The sequence below is a fragment of the Cryocola sp. 340MFSha3.1 genome (assembly GCF_000383315.1).
GTDB lineage: Bacteria > Actinomycetota > Actinomycetes > Actinomycetales > Microbacteriaceae > Leifsonia.
In genome coordinates this window covers 890,166-907,021 of record NZ_KB911087.1, presented here as the reverse complement: position 1 = coordinate 907,021, position 16,856 = coordinate 890,166, and the positions used below count along the sequence as shown (strand labels likewise).

At 71.9% G+C, this 16,856-nt stretch carries 19 protein-coding genes; 8 read left to right on the top strand and 11 right to left on the bottom strand.

Annotated elements, in window-relative coordinates; translation table 11 throughout:
• The first annotated feature begins 35 nt into the window (after positions 1 to 35).
• Entirely contained in the window at positions 36 to 824 is a 789-nt protein-coding gene (locus H284_RS0104375; protein WP_020075298.1) for an EAL domain-containing protein, read from the top strand.
• A 61-nt stretch (positions 825 to 885) separates the two neighbouring features.
• Here H284_RS0104375 and H284_RS0104370 read toward each other — a convergent pair whose 3' ends face one another.
• On the bottom strand, positions 886 to 1,143 hold the full coding sequence (locus H284_RS0104370; RefSeq protein ID WP_018190251.1) for a hypothetical protein: 258 nt from the start codon (positions 1,141 to 1,143) through the stop codon (positions 886 to 888).
• A gap of 125 nt (positions 1,144 to 1,268) precedes the next feature.
• Here H284_RS0104370 and H284_RS0104365 point away from each other — a divergent pair, with 125 nt between their 5' ends.
• Positions 1,269 to 1,583: a DUF7882 family protein gene (locus tag H284_RS0104365; protein WP_020075297.1), complete on the top strand. Its 315-nt coding sequence runs from the start codon at positions 1,269 to 1,271 to the stop codon at positions 1,581 to 1,583.
• 138 nt (positions 1,584 to 1,721) lie between these two features.
• Complete coding sequence (locus H284_RS0104360; protein WP_018190253.1) at positions 1,722 to 1,979, top strand: hypothetical protein; 258 nt, start codon at positions 1,722 to 1,724, stop codon at positions 1,977 to 1,979.
• Positions 1,980 to 2,080: 101 nt separating this feature from the next.
• On the opposite strand, the gene H284_RS0104355 is transcribed toward H284_RS0104360, so the two are convergent.
• Positions 2,081 to 4,642: a DUF4062 domain-containing protein gene (locus H284_RS0104355; protein WP_029042813.1), complete on the bottom strand. Its 2,562-nt coding sequence runs from the start codon at positions 4,640 to 4,642 to the stop codon at positions 2,081 to 2,083.
• A gap of 126 nt (positions 4,643 to 4,768) precedes the next feature.
• Here H284_RS0104355 and H284_RS0104350 point away from each other — a divergent pair, with 126 nt between their 5' ends.
• Positions 4,769 to 5,044, top strand: a complete 276-nt coding sequence (locus H284_RS0104350; RefSeq protein WP_020075296.1) for a hypothetical protein — start codon at positions 4,769 to 4,771, stop codon at positions 5,042 to 5,044.
• Positions 5,045 to 5,083: 39 nt separating this feature from the next.
• On the opposite strand, the gene H284_RS0104345 is transcribed toward H284_RS0104350, so the two are convergent.
• The 8 genes from H284_RS0104345 to H284_RS0104310 form a co-directional block, all read right to left on the bottom strand.
• Positions 5,084 to 5,731 carry an NADPH-dependent F420 reductase gene (locus H284_RS0104345; protein ID WP_020075295.1) on the bottom strand — a complete coding sequence of 216 codons (648 nt, stop codon included), beginning with the start codon at positions 5,729 to 5,731 and terminating at the stop codon, positions 5,084 to 5,086.
• A gap of 52 nt (positions 5,732 to 5,783) precedes the next feature.
• Positions 5,784 to 6,926 (bottom strand): OmpA family protein, encoded by a 1,143-nt coding sequence (locus H284_RS0104340; RefSeq protein ID WP_020075294.1) that lies wholly within the window; start codon positions 6,924 to 6,926, stop codon positions 5,784 to 5,786.
• Positions 6,927 to 7,063: 137 nt separating this feature from the next.
• Positions 7,064 to 7,987, bottom strand: a complete 924-nt coding sequence (locus H284_RS0104335) for a hypothetical protein (protein WP_020075293.1) — start codon at positions 7,985 to 7,987, stop codon at positions 7,064 to 7,066.
• 10 nt (positions 7,988 to 7,997) lie between these two features.
• Entirely contained in the window at positions 7,998 to 8,351 is a 354-nt protein-coding gene (locus H284_RS0104330; protein WP_018190258.1) for a hypothetical protein, read from the bottom strand.
• Positions 8,338 to 9,009 carry a hypothetical protein gene (locus H284_RS0104325; RefSeq protein ID WP_020075292.1) on the bottom strand — a complete coding sequence of 224 codons (672 nt, stop codon included), beginning with the start codon at positions 9,007 to 9,009 and terminating at the stop codon, positions 8,338 to 8,340. Before H284_RS0104325 ends, H284_RS0104330 begins: the two co-directional genes overlap by 14 nt.
• Before the next feature lie 84 nt (positions 9,010 to 9,093).
• On the bottom strand, positions 9,094 to 9,780 hold the full coding sequence (locus H284_RS0104320; RefSeq protein WP_020075291.1) for a glycosyltransferase family 2 protein: 687 nt from the start codon (positions 9,778 to 9,780) through the stop codon (positions 9,094 to 9,096).
• On the bottom strand, positions 9,777 to 11,054 hold the full coding sequence (locus H284_RS0104315; RefSeq protein WP_020075290.1) for a PIG-L family deacetylase: 1,278 nt from the start codon (positions 11,052 to 11,054) through the stop codon (positions 9,777 to 9,779). The genes H284_RS0104320 and H284_RS0104315 overlap by 4 nt, the downstream gene beginning before the upstream one ends.
• Entirely contained in the window at positions 11,048 to 12,058 is a 1,011-nt protein-coding gene (locus H284_RS0104310; RefSeq protein WP_231371065.1) for an acyl-CoA dehydrogenase family protein, read from the bottom strand. Before H284_RS0104310 ends, H284_RS0104315 begins: the two co-directional genes overlap by 7 nt.
• A gap of 128 nt (positions 12,059 to 12,186) precedes the next feature.
• On the opposite strand from H284_RS0104310, the gene H284_RS0104305 reads away from it, so the two are divergent.
• Both H284_RS0104305 and H284_RS0104300 read left to right on the top strand, forming a co-directional pair.
• Positions 12,187 to 13,002: an ABC transporter ATP-binding protein gene (locus H284_RS0104305; protein ID WP_020075288.1), complete on the top strand. Its 816-nt coding sequence runs from the start codon at positions 12,187 to 12,189 to the stop codon at positions 13,000 to 13,002.
• Positions 12,999 to 13,793 carry an alpha/beta fold hydrolase gene (locus tag H284_RS0104300; RefSeq protein ID WP_020075287.1) on the top strand — a complete coding sequence of 265 codons (795 nt, stop codon included), beginning with the start codon at positions 12,999 to 13,001 and terminating at the stop codon, positions 13,791 to 13,793. The genes H284_RS0104305 and H284_RS0104300 overlap by 4 nt, the downstream gene beginning before the upstream one ends.
• Here the strand turns inward: H284_RS0104300 and H284_RS0104295 are convergent.
• Positions 13,786 to 15,180 carry a DUF2252 domain-containing protein gene (locus tag H284_RS0104295; protein ID WP_020075286.1) on the bottom strand — a complete coding sequence of 465 codons (1,395 nt, stop codon included), beginning with the start codon at positions 15,178 to 15,180 and terminating at the stop codon, positions 13,786 to 13,788. The genes H284_RS0104300 and H284_RS0104295 overlap by 8 nt on opposite strands.
• Before the next feature lie 100 nt (positions 15,181 to 15,280).
• On the opposite strand from H284_RS0104295, the gene H284_RS0104290 reads away from it, so the two are divergent.
• Positions 15,281 to 15,634, top strand: coding sequence for a hypothetical protein (locus H284_RS0104290; RefSeq protein WP_020075285.1), 354 nt, complete (start codon positions 15,281 to 15,283; stop codon positions 15,632 to 15,634).
• A gap of 100 nt (positions 15,635 to 15,734) precedes the next feature.
• Positions 15,735 to 16,823, top strand: coding sequence for an ATP-binding protein (locus tag H284_RS0104285; protein ID WP_020075284.1), 1,089 nt, complete (start codon positions 15,735 to 15,737; stop codon positions 16,821 to 16,823).
• Positions 16,824 to 16,856 lie beyond the last annotated feature (33 nt).

Here is a 16,856-nt window from a genome sequence, read left to right as displayed (position 1 = left end):
AAGGGGTCCCTCAAAAGTTGACAACCCAGCCTGGCGTGGGAATCATCACGAAGGTGACGTTGGTGGACGGGACCCTCGAGGACTTCGCCCGCGATTTCGAGATCGCGCTGGCGCAGCGCCAGGTCACGGCCGCCTACCAGCCGCAGATCGACGTCGCCGACGGCACGGTCGTCGGCGTGGAGGCGCTCGCTCGCTGGACGCATCCGGAGCACGGCGAGGTCGCTCCCGACGTCTTCGTCGACGTCGCGCAGAAGACCGGGCTGCTCCCGCTGCTGACGGCTCGGATCATCTCCGACGTGACGTCGGAGTACATCCCGGGCTGCACCATCGATGTGGCGGTCAACGTCTCGGCGACCCAGCTGGAGGATCCCTCCCTCTACGACATGTTCGAGGGCGCCTTCGCGACCGGCCGGTGCGACCCGGAGACGCTGATCGTCGAGGTGACCGAGAGCTACAGCATCGAGCATCCCGAGCGGGTCGCTGCTCCACTGGAGGCGCTCGCCGCGGCCGGCGTCACGATCTCGGTGGACGACTTCGGGACAGGGCATTCGTCGTTCGCGCGGGTCGAATCCCTGCATGCCAGCGAGCTGAAGCTCGACAAGAGCCTGGTGCAGGCGGATGACCGGGTTCACGAGGTCGCCCAGATCATCGGCGAGGCGCACCGCCGCGGCATCCGCGTCGTCGGCGAGGGCGTCGAGAGCCGCGGGCAGCTCGACCGGCTGGCCGCCGCGGGCTGCGACCGTGCCCAGGGGTACTGGATCGCACGCCCGCAACCGGCCACGTCGCTGCTCTCGTGGTACCGGATGCGCACCCGCGAGTCCTGACACAGAACGCGCCCGGCCTGTGGTCAGGCCGAGCGCGTCCAGGTCGTCCGGTGAGCGGTGCTCAGAGTGCGTCGAACGAGTCGATGTCGACGCGCGACTCCTCCTGACGGGGAGCGGGCGGGTCGACCTCGATCTGCGCCCAGGTGACCGGCATGCCGGGGGAGAAGAGCACGTCCACGCCGGGGCCGCCGCGAAGCGGGGGGATGGTGACGTAGCCGCCGCCGGCTCGTACGGCCTCGAGGATCTTCCCGCGCAGGTCGTCCACCGGATCGGGGAGGAAGTAGTCCTTTCCATCGACCGTGAGGCGGTGAACGATCATGCGGCGATCCTTTCCGTGGGGATGATGTAGAAGACTATCGCGCGGTCACGATACACCTGTATTCCGGACGGGTAAGCTCGCAGCAGCGCCGCAAGGCGCCACGAACGACCAGAGGAAAGGCATCCGTGGGCACACTGCGCTACGACGGCGAAAGCTACGAACTCGACGACCGCCTGCTGTTCCACATGCAGATCGCGATCAGCACCAAGCTCCGCCGCGGGGAGAACTTCTTCCTCACCTGGCCGGTGCCGGCAGAGCTCGGCAGCGGTCGTCACACCGTCTGGGTCGACAACGGCGTCCCCCTGCACATCTTCTTCTCCGGCTCCAAGGTCCCGACCCTCAACAAGGACTGGATCGAGGCCATGATCCAGACCGCCAGCAGGGCCTCCGGGATGATCGTGATGGAGGAGTCCGAGATGCGCCCGAACCAGGGTCGTTGAGGCTGGCCCAGCGCTTATAGCGGAAGCGTTTCGCGAAAACAAGGCCCCCCGATTTTCTTGCTTCACCGAGCGGGTAGTTCGATCATCTAACTAGATCTTCGAATCGCACCACGACGGAAGAGAAGTTAGGAAAGAGCCATGGCCGAGTCCCTCGCAGAAATCGTCGACCTGCCCACCGAGTACGTCTCGTGGCACTCGCCGGCGGCCGCCCTCTGGGTCGCCTCGACGCCGACCGCGTACGTGGGCATGGTGGACCGCAACCACGACGGTTTCGTCGCCACCGACTGCACCGGCCGTGAGCTGGGCGTGTACGGGACGCTGGAGTCCGCACGCGTCGCCGTCTACGGCGCCTGGGTCGCACCGGCACCGGCCGAGGAGCAGGCGCTGATCGCCTGACCCCCTGAACCATCCCGGCCGGCGTTTCGGGTGCGCCAACCGGGATCCGACGGAGCCCCGGCGCCTCTTCTGGTGCCGGGGCTCCCATCGTTGACGAGCGCTCAGTTCAGGCTCGGCTCCGCGAGGGCTTCGGCGACGGCCTGCTCGACGCTGAGCTCGCGACCCTCGGACACCGCGGCCGCCAGCCGCCCGGCCGGCGCCACGGAGGCGAGGCGGTCCAGGTACCGCTGGTGGAAGGTGAACGTCGGCCCGTTGTGGGTTCCCGACCGCTCCCGCAGCGCGTGTGCGGCCCCGGCGAGGCGCCCGGCCCGCTCGACGTCGCCGGCGAGGGCGGCCACGGCCGCGAGGCCCTCGAGCCCGTATGCGATCCCCTCGATGTGTCCGAGCGACGTGGACAGGGTCACACTCAGCGAGAAGTCCTTCCTGGCGTCCTCGGGCGAACCGAGCAGGAGGTGCGCCCAGCCCAGGTGGTAGGAGGCGATCCGGCCACCGACGGCATCCCCGGCCCGCTGCGTGAGGGCGAGGGACTCGTCGAACCGCTCGAAGGCGGCGTGCAGCTCCTGCCGCAGCAGCGCCACCCGGCCGAGGAGGACGAGCGCCATCGCCTCGCCCCACACGTCGCCGGTCTCGCGGAACAGCCGCAGGCTCCGCTCCATCACGTCCGATGCGCGGTCGGTGTCCGGTTTCTCGCCGGCGAGGAGCGCGAGGGCGAGGGAGATCTGCGCCATCGCCTCGCCGGAGCGGTCGGCGCAGCGGCGGAACAGGTCGGCGCTCTCCGCGAGATCGGCGGCGACGCGTCCGTCCGGGTCCTTCCAGAACCGGATGGTCCGCGTGAAGTAGAGCGCGACCGCGCGCGTGCGGTCGTGGAGGGCCTCACCCGACTCGAGCGGCTCGTCCATCCACGTGCGCACCTCGCCGAGCAGGCCGATCACCCAGAAGTACAGGAAGAGGTTGAAGGCGAGCTCCGCGGCGCGATCCCAGTCGCGGGCGTCCAGCAGGTAGCGCTCGGCGGCGCGGAGGTTGTCGCGCTCGTCGCCGAGCCGCTGCATCCACTCGCGCTGCCCTCCGCCCTTGAGCGGCAGCCGGGCCCGGGCGCCGAGGTCGATGAAGTACCGGGCGTGTGCGTCGCGGGCGCTCTCGAGCTCGCCGTCGCCGTGCAGCTGCTCTCTGGCGTACTCGCGGACGATCGCCTGCATCGTGAAGCGCGGCCGGTCGTCGCTGTCGTGCTGGGCGACGAGGCTGGAGTCGACGAGCATGGCGAGGTCGGACAGCACGTCGGCGGCATCGTCGCCGTCCGCGCCCACGAATTCCGCCGCTTCCAGCGTGAAACCGCCCTCGAAGACCCCCAGCCGGGCGAGCAGGCGGCGCTGCTCCGGCGCCAGCAGCTGCGTGCTCCACTCGATGGTGCGGCGGATCGTCTGCTGGCGCTCCGGGAGGTCGCGCGACCCGCCGACGAGCACCGAGAGGCGACGGTCGAGGCGGTCCAGCAGCTCAGCTGGGGAGAGCACCCGGATGCGCGCGGCCGCGAGCTCGATCGCCAGCGGCACGCCGTCGAGCGCGGTGCACACCCGGGCGACCGCGTCGGCGTTCTCCGCGGTGATCTCGAAGTCGGGCTTCACGGCGTGCGCCCGCTCGACGAAGAGGTTGACCGAGGAGTCCTCGGCGAGCGGTCCGACGTCGTAGCTCTGCTCGGCGCTCACCCGCAGCAGCGTCCGGCTGGTCACCAGCAGAGCGACGCCGGGTGCGGCCGCGAGCAGGCCGGTCAGCAGGGGCGCCGCATCCAGCACCTGCTCGAAATTGTCGAGGACCAGCAGGATGCTGCGGTCGCGCAGCGCCGTCGCGAGGTTGTCGAGGATGGGCGCGTCTCCGGTGTCGCGCACGCCCAGGGCCTGAGCGATGCGGTTCGGTACCCGCTGCGGGTCGTGCACCGCCGAGAGGTCGACGAACACGGCGCCGTCGTCGAAGTGCTGGGCGGCGGCACGCGCCGCCGCGATCGCGAGCCGGCTCTTCCCGATGCCCCCGGGCCCGACCAGCGTCACGAGGCGGGTGCCCCGCGCGAGTCGATCGCCGATCGCCGCGATGTCCGCCTCCCGCCCGACCAGCCCGGTCAGCGGGACCGGCAGGCGCACGGGCTCCACGACGCGGTCGGCGTCGCTCGCCACGTCGGCGGTGATGAGGGCGCGGCTCTGGTCGAAGCGCTCGGCGAGCAGCGTGGCGAGGTCGTTCTCGATCAGCTGCGCGAGCTCCTTGGGCGTCTCGAAGTACTTGTACGCGGCACGGTCGTCGTCGCGGATGCGCGCAAGCAGCGTGGCGAGGCGCGGCTCGCGGTTGTCGGCCGGGCTCTTGACGTACAGCAGGCGCGGCAGCTCGGTCGGGCAGAGGTTGTACTCGTCCTCGAGGCCGGAGACCTCCTCGTCCGGGGCGACCCAGCCGTAGCGCTCCCAGTACAGCCCGAGGAAGACGTCGCTCTGCTCCAGGTAGGCGCGGTAGAGCTCGCGTGGAGGATGCGGCCGGGCGCCCAATTCGAACATGACGGGGGCGAGATGCAACCGCTCGATGGCGGTCCGCGCTGCCCGGCGCTCGGCGGCGAGCTCCTGCAGCGTGGAGGAGACGAAGATCCGCAGCCTCTGGTCCGGCGTGCGGATTACATGAGGGTGGCTCATGTAACGTCATTGTGTTGCGTTCCTGTGCAAATGTACAGAGGGCGTGCCGCGCGAGCCTTGTAGCACTCCCCATCGGTCCTGCGCAAGGCGGTTCAGAGGATCCGCGATCGGAGGTTAGCTAGGAAGGTGAAGGAAATCGCGTGGTACGTACTGGGCTTCGCGCTGGCGGTCTGCGCCATCGCCGTGGGGCTGCTCGTGGCGCCCGACGCCTCCGACGCCACCGAGGGTCCGGGCGGCCTGCTGCAGCATCTGACCCCCACCGAGTGGGCGGATCTGGTGATCGCCCTGGTGTTCGCCGCGATCGCGTTCGTCAGCGGCAGCTACCTGTCGTCGCGTGCAGCCGCCGACGCCGACGACGCCGATCTGACCGTGGAGCTCGTCACCGCGCAGCGCGCGGGCTGACGGGTCGGGGCGCGACGGGATGACGCGCCCCGCCTCCTGTCACATGTCGCGGTAGCGCTTCGCGGCGGCCAGCGCGTCACGCAGGCCGGCGGCGTCGTAGCGGCGGACGTAGGCCGGTGTGTCCCGCTGGGCGCGCCATCCCTCGGACAGCGCGCCGACGTCGACGGTGTCGAATCCGAACTCGTCGATCAGCGCGGCGACGCGCTCGCGGGCGGCCGGGTCGTCTCCGGCGACGATGAGGGCGCGGCGGTCCGGGGTGCCGGCGGGCAGGCTCTGGCTGGTCAGCTCGGCGGCGCCGATGTGGTTGAAGGCCTTCACGACGTGCGATGTCGGCAGCACCTTCTGCAGGCGCTCGGCGACGGTGGTGGACTCGTCGTCCAGCTCCGGGATGTGCCCGTCGCGCTGCGGGTAGTAGTTGTTCGTGTCGATGACGATCTTGCCGGCCAGCTCCTCGACCGGCAGCGTCGCCTCGGCGGCGAGCGGGGTCGTGACCACGACGATGTCGCCGGCGGCGGCCGCCTCGGCCGGGGTGGCGGCTCGGGCGTGCTCGCCGAGCTCGTCCACGAGGCCGCTCAGCGTCTCCGGGCCGCGCGAGTTGCTGAGCACGACGTCGTAGCCGCGGGCGACCGCGAGGCGGGCGAGCTGGGAGCCGATGTGTCCTGAACCGATGAATCCGATTGTCGTCATACCTGCCGGAACCGGAACGGACTCTCGATGATTCCCGCCGGCCGCATCCCGGTCAGCCGCAGAGCCCGACGCCCGCCGAGGTGAGGATGACGGTGCGGTTCTGCTCGGCGACGGCGTCCGAGTACGCGCCGGACGCGTCGGTCTCCTTCTTCCAGCCGCACCATTCGAAGCCGACCCCCGCGGTCTGGAGCAGCGTGGCGGGCACGCCGAGACCCACCAGCGCCGCCTTGACCGCATCCGCCCGCTTCAGCGAGAGCGCGGTGTCGGCGGTGTTGTCGGTCGCCTGGTCCTTGGATGCGGTGCCCGTGATGGTCACCGGCTTGCCGTTCTGCTCGATCGCGGGCACGAGCGTTGCGAGCACCTTCTGGGCCGCGGCCGGGTCGGAGAAGTCCGCCGTGTCCTTGGTGAAGAGCAGCTCGCTGTTGCGGATGACGACGGGTTTCGACCAGTCCGTCTTCGTGGCGACCGGCTCGATGGTCACCGGGGTCACGGCCGGGAGCCCGGCGGCTGCGTTCCCGGAGGCCGGCTCGGGCAGCAGGGAGAGGGTTCCGCCGGCCGCCGTGATCACGGCGGACCAGATCGCCTCCAGGTTGCTGCGCGCGGGGACGGTCAACGGCTGCTGCGCGCCCGCGGTGTCGCCCATCCCGGACCAGTACACGGTGACGCCCTTCAGGTCCGTCGGGAGCAGCTTTCGGGAGGTGAGGTCGGAGACCACCTGCGCCGGATCGGCGTAGAGCAGGCCGGTTCCGGCGAAGTTCAGCGGGTCGGTGGTCTGCAGCCCGCTGCCGACGACGATGACGCCCATCGGGTCGCTGCCGAGGTTGCGCGACGCCTGGTCGATGGCGCCCAGGTAGTCGACCTCCGGCGCCGACGCCTTGAGACCGTCGATGTAGGAGGTGATCTGAGTGAGCTTGGTGCGCTGGTCGTTCTGGCAGACGATCGCATCCTGAGCCGACGACCCGAGGGCGGTCGTGCCCATGACCTGCGGGGTGCCGGACGGCACGACGACGGTCACGCTGCCGTTCGTCTTGCCTGCTGCCTGCAGCTGGGCGGACGCGGATGCGGGGATGCTCACGGCCGGCGCATTCGCCGTGCTCCCGGCGACGACCCCGAGGTTGCGCTTGTGCGACTGGTCGCACGCCTCGCCGGATGCCGTCGCCGGCGCGCACGCTGCGAGTCCCGCGACGACCGCCACGACGACCCCTGCAACTGCTCCCGCACGCACGCCGCGCTTCCCCCACCGTCGAGTCCGCGAAGACTGACCGCTCTCGTGGCGCGTCGCGTGCAATTCGTGCGTACTCGACGGGGGGAGGTGGGGCATGTGGGGGCCTTTCACGCGGTCGGGGAGGTCGGGGAGGTCGGGGAGGCGGGGGAGGCGGGGGAGGTGGGGGATGCGGAGGCCCCGGGCGGCAGGGGTGGGGCGAGGTCCGGGGATTCGACGCTGCGGCGGGCGCGCAGCTCGCGGATGATCTGGCTGGTGCTCTCCGGGTCGCGCTCGCGCTGCGCCAGGCGGGTCGCGAGCTGGGCGCGCACCACATCCATCCGGGAGTGGAACGTCACACGGGCGCCGGTGTAGCGGACGGCGTCGTGCGCATCGAGCTGCAGGGCCAGGCGCGTGCGCTCCTCCGCGGCGACCGCCTCGCCGTGCAGCCGGTCGCGGAGCAACCGCAGCCGGGCCGCCTGCGCGTGCGCCTTCTCGGCCGCGGTGAGGAGCGGTTTCGTCGTCAGCCACGCCACGACGAAGCTGAGGGCGCCGGAGGTGGCCAGCACACCCAGCATGAGGAACGCCATGATCGTGTCCGGCGCTGTCCACGAGAACCCGGCGGGCGCGGCCGTCTGTTCGCCGCCCACGAGCCCGGTGAGTCCGCCCGCGTTCTGCGCGTCGATGCCCGCTTTGATCCGGGCGATCGTGATGGCGGCGAGGATGGCGGCCCAGACCAGTCCGAGCACGACCGAGGTGATGATCCACCTGCGCGACATGACGCCCGCCTGGACGCGGCGGAGCAGGATGGCCACGACATGCGGCAGCGTGACGACCGCGAGCGAGATCCCGAGCGTGATGACGTACATCTGCAGCCCGATCGACCCGTACTGGCTGTCGTTGCGCAGCAGAAGCGTCAGCGCCTGGGCGAGCAGGATGTAGTCCACCGCGATCATGGCGACGAGCAGCACGTAGACCATGACGTGGGCGAACGGGGAGACGTGGCCGACGTGGGGACGCAGGCGCGGAGGGCGGGTGACGATGTCGCGAGCCATGGGCGGCCTCTCAGGCGTAGGAGTGGAAGTCGGGGTCGTGACCGGCCAGCTTGGCGTCGAGCCGCTCGACGTCCTGGTCGGCCCGGCGGATGTCGTCCTCGGCCCGTTGCAGCGCCCGGCGGATGAGCTCCTGCCGCGCCTGCGCTTCGGCGACGCGGGCCGAGGCCGCTGCGACGTTGCGGGTGCGCTGCCGCTCGAGCTCGGCGACCCCGGCGCGCTCGAACGCGGCGAGCTCGTGCTCGAACACCTCCAGGGTCTCGACGTCGACGGCGTGGCGCATGCGGCGCAGCCGTCGGAGCAGCCGTCGGCGGAGACCGCCGGTGGCGGGGACGCGGTAGTCGGTCAGTCGGTCACGCCGAGGCATCGGTCCTCCTGTTGTGGTCGTCGTGGCCGGCGGCGACGCCGGCGGTCTCCTCGCCCGCGGTTCGGGCTGCGGCGATGGGGTGCAGGGCGTCGACGGCGGTGCCGCGCGAGGTGAGCCAGCCGGAACGCTGCAGGGCGGGTGGATGCGCGGATACGCGTCCCGACGTCGCCTGACGGAGGGCGCCCCAGTACACGGCGGCCTTCTCGTCGGAGCGGTCGAACATCCGTGCCGCCCGCAGTTGCGCCGCGGTGAACCGCGCGTTGATCAAGGCACTGAGCTCGTCGCTGCGCCGGTGTGCCCGGCGGATGCGCCGCTCCAGCCGCCGCAGCTCCTCGAACGCGGTGCCCTGTCCTTCGGCGATGCGGAGCCGGTCGCCCTCGGGAAGCCGGTCGATCCGCTCCTCGTACGTGTCGAGGTCGGAGCGGAGGGCGGAGGTGAGGACGCGGTGCTCGGTGAGCTCGCGTCGCATGCTGCGGAAGAAGCGCTGCTCCTCGCGGCGGGCGAAGGCATCGGCCCTGGCCTGCAGGGTGGCGACGGTCGGCGATGTCCGGTCGCCCGCATCCACCTCGGTGTCGTGGACGGTGGCCGCGTCGCGGCGCGCCAGCCGGACCAGGCGGCGTCGGGCGAACGGCCCGAGTCTCAGCGGCTGCGTCGTCATAACGGGCGAGCGTAGGGAGTCGGCCTGTGCGTCCCCTAGGTGTAGGTCGAAGGAAGCCCGAACGTGACCCAACTGTGACCGCGGTCAGCGGTCGGCCGCCAGCGCCTCCAGATAGCCCGCGTACCCCTCCGGCGCCCGCCCGCGGAGCCGCGCGGAGGTGACGACCGGCTCATGCTCGGACGACAGCATCACGATGCCCGATTCCCGCAGCCGCGCGGCAAGGCGGACGTCCTCCGCGGTGGCGAGTGGCGGGAAGCCGCCGGCCCGGCGGTAGGCGGATGCCCGCATCCCCAGGTTCGCGCCGTGCACGTGGCCGAGGGTGGCACCACGGGGATGCCGGTCCTCCCAGACGCGGCGGCGCTCGGCGTCGAGGTCGTCGAGCACCGGGACGACGGCGCCGGTGTAAGCGTCGGCGTGCCGGGCCGCGCGCAGGTGCTCGGCGAGCCACCCGCGCGGAACCGTGCCGTCGGCATCGGTGAACGCCAGCCACACTCTCTCCGGGCGCTGTCTACCGCTGGCGAGCGCCGTCTCGACGCCGAATGCACGGCTGCGGCCGACGTTCCCGAAATCCACGGTCACCGTGCGAACAGCAGGATGCCGTGCCGCGATCGCGGCCGAGCCGTCCGTGCACGCGTCGAGCACGAGGACGATGTCCGTCGGCACGTCGACGATCGCGCCGGCGGCCTCGACCGACGCGAGGCACGCGTCGAGTGTCGGAGCCTCGTCGCGGGCGGGGATCACGACGACCGCTCGACGGATCGCGGGCCTCATCGCAGGACCTCCAGCACGAACTCCTCATCGCGATGCACGACCGCAGGTCGCAGACGGGAGCGCTCGCGGAACCGGTCGTGCGCTGCCTCTCCTGACTGGGCGAAGTCGTCGGAGTCGCCCGTCCAGTGGCAGAGCAGCACCTCGCCGCCCGGCACGAGGGAGCCGACGATGCGGTCGATGACGGCATCCCACTCGTCTTCGGCGAGGTAGTACGCCAGCTCGGAGACGATCACGAGGTCGGTGCCGTGGTCAGCGGCCACCGGCCACTCCTGCGGGACGCGCATCCGCTCGACCACGACGTTCGGCCGGTCGCGCAGCCGCTCCGCCGCGGCCTCCACGGCCGACCCGGAGCCGTCCACCGCGATGAGCTCGTCGCACCGATCGGCGAGCACCAGGGTCGTCTCCCCGATCGAGCAGCCGAGCTCGACGGCCCGGCCGTACCGCTCACGGGGGAGGGAGGCGGCGAGCACCGCCCGTCGCCGCCGTTCGTACCAGCGCGTGCGGACACGCCACGGGTCGTCGCGTTCGTGGTGCATCCGCTCGAAGTGCTGATCCGCCGGCTCGGGCGGCTCGATGACGACCTCGCGGCCGTCGGCCGCACGCGCCACGAAGCCCGGCTCCAGCACGCCTCCCGGGTTCTGCGAGGTTCGCAGCTGCGAGGCGAATGCGGCGAGAGCTGTGCGCTTGCTGCTGCGCCCGCCGGCGTCGAGGACGACCTCGCGCACCCGCCGCCATGGGACGTCGGCCGGAGTGCCCCACTGCCAGAGCCACACCGGGTAGAGCAGGATGCGCAGCCCGCGCTCGCGGGCGGCCGCGACGACCTCCCGCCCGAGGGTCCGGTGGTCGCCGTGCCGGTCGCCGGTCCACGGCGCGAGCACCAGGCGGTTCCGCGCCTCCGACGGCGCGTCGAGGATCTCCGCGATCGCGGCGCGGAGGTCAGCCGTGTGGTGTTTCAGGGCGCCGTCGGGCAGGCCGAGCGGCACGACGGGCTGCGCCGCGGGAGTCGTGGGGAGGCCGAGGGACGCGAGTGCGGCATCCAACTCATCCAGCCTTCCGTCATCGCACGCGGCGGCGACCACGACCCGGGCCGGGATCCCGGCCCCGGCGGCACGCGCGAGCAGACCACCGACGCCGAGCGTCTCGTCGTCGGGGTGGGCGGAGAAGACGATCAGTTCGTCCGGCTGTTCGTCGAACGCGGGGACACCGGACCACTGCTCCAGCGCCTCCCACGCTTCCGGGGCCGTTACGGCGGTCCGCGGGTCGAAGCTCACCACCAGACGGACCGCGCATCCAACTGGGCGAGCCGCTTCGCGAGCGACTCGTCGTCGCGGCCGCGGTGGTACTGCGACACGTACAGTTCGAGGTCGGCGGCGCGGCGGGCGTGCGCCTCGTCGAAGGCGAGGGCCGCCGGTCCGAGCAGGTCGCGCGCGGCCGCGAGGGTCAGCACGACCGCGTCGGCGACCGTTCCGCGCACGGTGTGGGCGAGCGCCGCCGCATCGTCGCCTCCCGCTCCGGCGTCGATCAGGCCGGCCGCATGCTCCAGCTGGAGGCGCCCCGACTCCAGCGCGCGGTACAGCTCCCCGACCCGTGCGGCCAGGAGCGGATTCCCGGGGGCGGCGGCCCGCTTCGTCAAGGCGCGGAACAGCGGGAGGCAGCCGCCCCACCAGCACGCGGCGACGCCGATGCCGCCCCAGCGGAATCCAGGTCGATCCAGATACCAACCGGCCGCGCCCACCGGTTCAGCGGCGGCGTTCTCGAAGCGGAGCGGACCGCTCTCCACCTCGGCGAGCCCGCGCGCGACCCAGGCTGCCGGCTCGGCCGTCACGGCGTCCTGGCGCAGGTCGACCGCGAACATCCTCCGCTCGTCGGCGACGCTCGCGGTGACGAGACCATGGGTCAGGCGACCGCCGAGCGAGCACCACGGCTTGACGCCGTCGAGCGTCCATCCGTCGGCACTCCGCACGGCTTCGAGGACCGTGCCGGGGGCCTCCGCCGCGAACACGCCCCACGTCGTCCCTGTCGCGGGGTGTGGGAGCCCGGCCTCAGCGAGAATCGCGAGCGCATCGAGGTGCGGTTCGAGCACCCGCGCGGCCGTCAGGTCGATCGCCGCGATCCGCGAGAGCGTGCCGAATCGCTCCGCCGTTCGCCCGCCGCCGGGCAGAGGGACCGCATCCGGTGGCACTCGCGAGAGGGCCTCCAGCAGCGGGACCACCCGGCCGGGCGACTCCGCCGCGACCTCCTCGTATCCGGCGAGGGCGGTCGGCGTGGGGGTCGTCATATCCACACCGTCGCACGATGCGGGCGTGCGGACGAGTCCCTTGACGGCGACCGGGTGGATGCGCAACGCCCTCGCCGCCCGATAGGGCGCCGCCCCGGACAGGGTGCTGCCCCGGATAGGGTGAATCGGTGACCCCGACCGCCGCAGACAGCGTCCTCGAACTCCGCGATGTCACGTTCCGCCGTGACGGCACCCAGATCCTCGACGGGATCGACCTCACGGTCCGGGCGGGAGAGCACTGGGCACTGCTCGGGCCGAACGGCGCGGGCAAGTCGACGGTGCTCGGGTTCTGCGGCGCCCTCACCTTCCCGACCTCCGGGACCGTGGATGTGCTGGGCCGCAGGCTGGGACGCGTCGAGCTGCAGGAGCTGCGGCGTCACATCGGGCACGTCAACCCGCGGCACCCCGTCCGGTCGCCGCTCACCGTGACCGAGGTCGTGCTCACCGGCATCACCGGCACACTGGAACTGCCGATGCGGTGGGAGCCGACCGAGGAGGAGGTCCGCCGTGCGCACGATCTCATCCACTCGGTCGGTCTCGACGAACGCCGGGAGGCGCGCTGGCCCACGCTCTCGCAGGGCGAGCGCGGCCGCTCGCTGATCGCGCGGGCCCTCATCTCGGAGCCCCGGCTGCTGCTGCTCGACGAGCCGACGACCGGCCTCGACGTCGCGGCGCGGGAGCAGCTGCTGGAGACGATCGACGGGCTCGCGCACACGGCGCCGGAGCTCGCCAGTGTCCTGGTCACCCATCACCTGGAGGAGCTGCCGGAGACGACCACGCACGCCCTGCTGATCGCGCACGGACGCATCGTGGCGCGCGGCGGCATCGACGAGGCGGTCACGACGGAGACCGTCACGCGGGCCTTCGAGCACCGCATCCGGGTCGAGAAGGCCGACGGCCGGTGGAGTGCGCGCGCGGTGCGGGAGCGCACGATCCCCGCATGAGCAGCTTCGCGACCGCGGACGACGGAACGCCGATCGCCTTCGACGAGCGCGGCGTCGGGGTGCCGGTGCTGCTGATCGCCGGGCAGGCGACCGGGATGCACGGCTGGGGCCCGTTCGCCGACGCGCTGGCGCAGGACTTCCGCGTCATCGTGTTCGACCATCGCGGGATCGGGGCCAGCGGCGAGGGCGACACCTCGCGTTACTCGACGCGCGAGTTCGCCTCCGACGCGGTCGCCGTGCTCGATGCCGCAGGCGTCGCCGCCGCCCACGTCGTCGGCCACTCGATGGGCGGCCGCGTCGCGCAGTGGATGGCCGCGGAGGATCCCGCGCGTGTGCGGCGGCTGGTCCTCATCGCCACCTCCGCCGGCGACCGCACAGCGCAGCGCCGCGATCCCTCGGCGATCGCCGACCTTCTGAGCGGCGACCGAGACCGCATGCTGCCGCTGTTCTTCGACGATGCGTGGGCGGCCGAGCATCCTGGCGACGTGGACCGCTTCTTCTCGCGCGTCGCCGGCCGTCCGGCGCTCCGCGGGCACTTCGCCGCCAGCAGGGACCACGACGGGACGGACGCGCTGGCACGCATCCGCGCCGAAACGCTGGTGATCCACGGCACCCGGGATGTGCTCACCCCGCTGGAGCACGCGCGCCTGCTCGCGGGCGGCATCCCGAACGCGACGCTGCTCGAACTCGACGCCCGCCACGGCCTCCACCTCGACACCCCGGCGGTCGAGGACGCCGTGCGGGCATTCCTCGACCGTGGCGCCGCGGGACTCCGCCCCGCCGTCAGCTGACCGCGAACCCTCCCGCTCGGGCGACCTCGACGAACTCGCGGTAGTCGGCCTCCGCCTGATCGGCGTATCGCTCCGCCCACGTCGTCGCGGCGTGGGCGAACGCCGGTCCGGAGCCGAGGTAGCCGGAGACGAATGCCGACTTGGGGGAGCGCGCGTGCGCCCGGGCCAGCACGACGGCGCACACCCGGGCGTAGTCCGAGAACTGTGCGGCGTTCATCGACGGGATGTCGAACGACGCGTTGCGGTTGCGGAACTGGCGCAGGTAGAAGGCGAATCCTTCGACCCGGATGAAGCCGAGGAACGGGTCGGACACCGCCTGCAGGATGCGCTGGCACGCGACGACGCGGTAGCCCTGGTCGTCCGGGAGCAGGGAGAGGTCGAGGTAGCCGGGGAGAGGTGCCACCCCGCCGAACCGTTCGACGACCGAGGCGCTCGCCTCCTTCAGCTGCAGGATCACCGGCTCGCCGATCGGCCCGCGCAGCGCGATCACGAAGCAGCGCGTGCCGACGCTGCCCACCCCGACGACGCGCCGGGCCACATCGTCGACGCGCAGCTGCGAGGCGAGGAGGGCGGTGTTGGGCGGGAGCGTGCGGCGGTAGCGGTCGTACGCATCCTGGGCCAGCGCCTGGATCTCCGGCTCCGCCCGCCGCAGGATCGGCGGCCGGTCGACGAAGCGCAGCACACCGTCCTCGTCGGCGCGGAGCGTGCGGCGCGCGGCATGCTCGGTGGTCCGCTTCTTCGATTCCTTGGTGACCTGGCGGATCAACTGCTCCATGTCCGCGCTGAGCCGTCCGTGGCCGGACGTCACGGAGGTCGGCGTGAAGTAGCGGGCGGTCAGCGGCTCGGTCAGCGTCTCCTGCAGCCAGCGGCGGTAGGCCTCCCCGGCCGACCGCGTCGTGTCCCGCACGAATTCGGGCGACATCCCGAGCGACCTCCCGGCGAGGACGATGCTGGTGAGCATCCGCTTGACGTCCCACTCCCACGGCCCGACCGTCGACTCGTCGAAGTCGTTGATGTCGAACACCATCGCGTTCTCGGGTGAGCGGTACATCCCGAAGTTGGAGATGTGGGCGTCGCCGCAGACGACGACCTCCGCACCCGTCGTGGGCGCCGCGGCCAGGTCGGCGGCCTGGATCGCCGCCGTGCCCCGGTAGAAGGCGAACGCATCGGCGCTCATCCGCTCCACCCGCAGGTCGACGAGATTCTGCAGCCGGTCCTCGTGCTGGGAGCGGAGGATGCCCATCGGGTCGCGCCCGGGTGGGGGCACGTAGTCCGCGTGGGCGGAGCGCGGCAGCGTGGCCCGGGCGGCACGCCCGGCCGCGGCCAGCTCCTCGGGAGTGAGCGGGGTTTCCGCGCGCTCACCCGCTTCTGCGACATCCAGAGTCATGCCGCACCTCCTTCGGGAGCGACGTGCCCGCCCTCGCCGTCGGCTCTTCCGGCGAGCACGCGCTCATCATAGGTCGCGGTCTGCCGCTACGGTAAGCAGGATGCGGGAACAGATCGAGCAGGAGTGGATCGAGCACCGCCGTGAGGACGGCGAGCGCGTGGGCTGGCTGCGCCCGGACGGCGACGGCTTCGTGCCGATCGACCTCCTCGGCCGCGAGCTGTCCGGCCCGACCGACTGGCTCACCGGCGAGGAGATGCTGGAGTCGGCGGGCATCGGCTACCTCGCCGACCGCTACGAGCTGCGCCTGGACGACGGCCGATGGATGCGCGTGCGCATCACCGAGGTCTCCACCGACCGCATCGTGGTCAAGAAGGACGACTTCGGCGCCATCGACGCGCCCCAGATCGTCTACACGCTGCCGTTCCCCCTCCCGGAGAACCTCCGCCCGGAGTGATAGGGGGCCGCCGGATTCCGGTCTGTCCGCGACGGGTGGCCCCGCGCTAGCATCGGCGCCACGCGGACGGGACACGGCCGCAGAACGGGGGACGAGCCGGATGATCCCGCTCACTGTCGGCACCACGGTGGAGACGCCGGAACGGCCTGCCGTCATCGATGGTTCGCGCTTCAACAGGCACACCTTCTGGTGCGGCCAGAGCGGCTCGGGCAAGACCTACGCGCTGGGCGTGGTGCTGGAGCAGTTGCTGCTGCACACCGAGCTGCCCGTCGCCGTGCTCGACCCGAACGCCGACTTCGTGGAGCTGGCGCACACACGCGACGGATCCGACGGAGACGCGGCCGAGCGGTGGGAGGGGTTCGACATCCGCGTGCTGCACTCCAGCACGCCGCGGGAGCCGCAGGTGCGCATCCGCTTCATCGACCTCAGCGTTCGCTCGAAGGGAGCCGTCGGCCGGCTCGACCCCATCGCGGACGCGGAGGAGTTCAACGCGCTGCTGCATCTGGAGGCGCGGCCGGAGCACTTCGAGCGCGGGACGTTCCTCAGCTCGCTGCTCGAGGCGGACGACCCCGCCCACCGGCGGCTCGGGCTGCGCATCGACAACCTGCAGATCCTCGACTGGCCGCTGTGGGCCATGGGCGGTGGATCCGCGGCCTCGGTCGTCGACGAGCGGCCGCGCGCCACCGTGCTCGATCTGGGCGGCTTCTCGCACCCTGGGGAGCCGCAGGCGGCGGCGCTCGGCATCCTCGAACAGCTGTGGGAGCGTCGGATGGAGCGGCGACCGCTCCTCATCGTCATCGACGAGGCGCACAACTTCTGCCCGCCGGTCGCACGCACCACGGTGGAGGCGCAGCTCACCGAGCAGCTCATCCAGATCGCCGCGGAGGGCCGCAAGTTCGGGCTGTGGCTGTTCCTGTCGACGCAGCGGCCGACCAAGATCCACCCGAACGTGCTCTCCCAGTGCGACAACCTCGGCCTGATGCGCATGAACTCGCCGCGCGACCTCGCGGAGCTGGCCGAGGTCTTCGGCTTCGTTCCGCACCACCTGCTGGAGCAGTCGCCGACCTTCCGCAAGGGCGAGGCGCTCTTCGCGGGCGCGTTCACCGAGGAGCCGCAGCTGGTCCGCATCGGCCGCCGCCTGACCGTCGAGGGCGGGGGCGACCTGTCCGTGCAGGGCAGCGGGGTCTAGTCCCCTCCCGTCATATTCGGTAGACGGCTGCGT

What these genes read in the sequence shown, in the direction of transcription:
- H284_RS0104370 (WP_018190251.1), bottom strand. Translation starts at nt 1,143, where the DNA reads ATGATCGTTCACCGCCTCACGGTCGATGGAAAGGACTACTTCCTCCCC.
- H284_RS0104360 (WP_018190253.1), top strand. Translation starts at nt 1,722, where the DNA reads ATGGCCGAGTCCCTCGCAGAAATCGTCGACCTGCCCACCGAGTACGTC.
- H284_RS0104355 (WP_029042813.1), bottom strand. Translation starts at nt 4,642, where the DNA reads ATGAGCCACCCTCATGTAATCCGCACGCCGGACCAGAGGCTGCGGATC.
- H284_RS0104345 (WP_020075295.1), bottom strand. Translation starts at nt 5,731, where the DNA reads ATGACGACAATCGGATTCATCGGTTCAGGACACATCGGCTCCCAGCTC.
- H284_RS0104335 (WP_020075293.1), bottom strand. Translation starts at nt 7,987, where the DNA reads ATGGCTCGCGACATCGTCACCCGCCCTCCGCGCCTGCGTCCCCACGTC.
- H284_RS0104330 (WP_018190258.1), bottom strand. Translation starts at nt 8,351, where the DNA reads ATGCCTCGGCGTGACCGACTGACCGACTACCGCGTCCCCGCCACCGGC.
- H284_RS0104325 (WP_020075292.1), bottom strand. Translation starts at nt 9,009, where the DNA reads ATGACGACGCAGCCGCTGAGACTCGGGCCGTTCGCCCGACGCCGCCTG.
- H284_RS0104320 (WP_020075291.1), bottom strand. Translation starts at nt 9,780, where the DNA reads ATGAGGCCCGCGATCCGTCGAGCGGTCGTCGTGATCCCCGCCCGCGAC.
- H284_RS0104310 (WP_231371065.1), bottom strand. Translation starts at nt 12,058, where the DNA reads ATGACGACCCCCACGCCGACCGCCCTCGCCGGATACGAGGAGGTCGCG.
- H284_RS0104300 (WP_020075287.1), top strand. Translation starts at nt 12,999, where the DNA reads ATGAGCAGCTTCGCGACCGCGGACGACGGAACGCCGATCGCCTTCGAC.
- H284_RS0104295 (WP_020075286.1), bottom strand. Translation starts at nt 15,180, where the DNA reads ATGACTCTGGATGTCGCAGAAGCGGGTGAGCGCGCGGAAACCCCGCTC.
- H284_RS0104290 (WP_020075285.1), top strand. Translation starts at nt 15,281, where the DNA reads ATGCGGGAACAGATCGAGCAGGAGTGGATCGAGCACCGCCGTGAGGAC.
- H284_RS0104285 (WP_020075284.1), top strand. Translation starts at nt 15,735, where the DNA reads ATGATCCCGCTCACTGTCGGCACCACGGTGGAGACGCCGGAACGGCCT.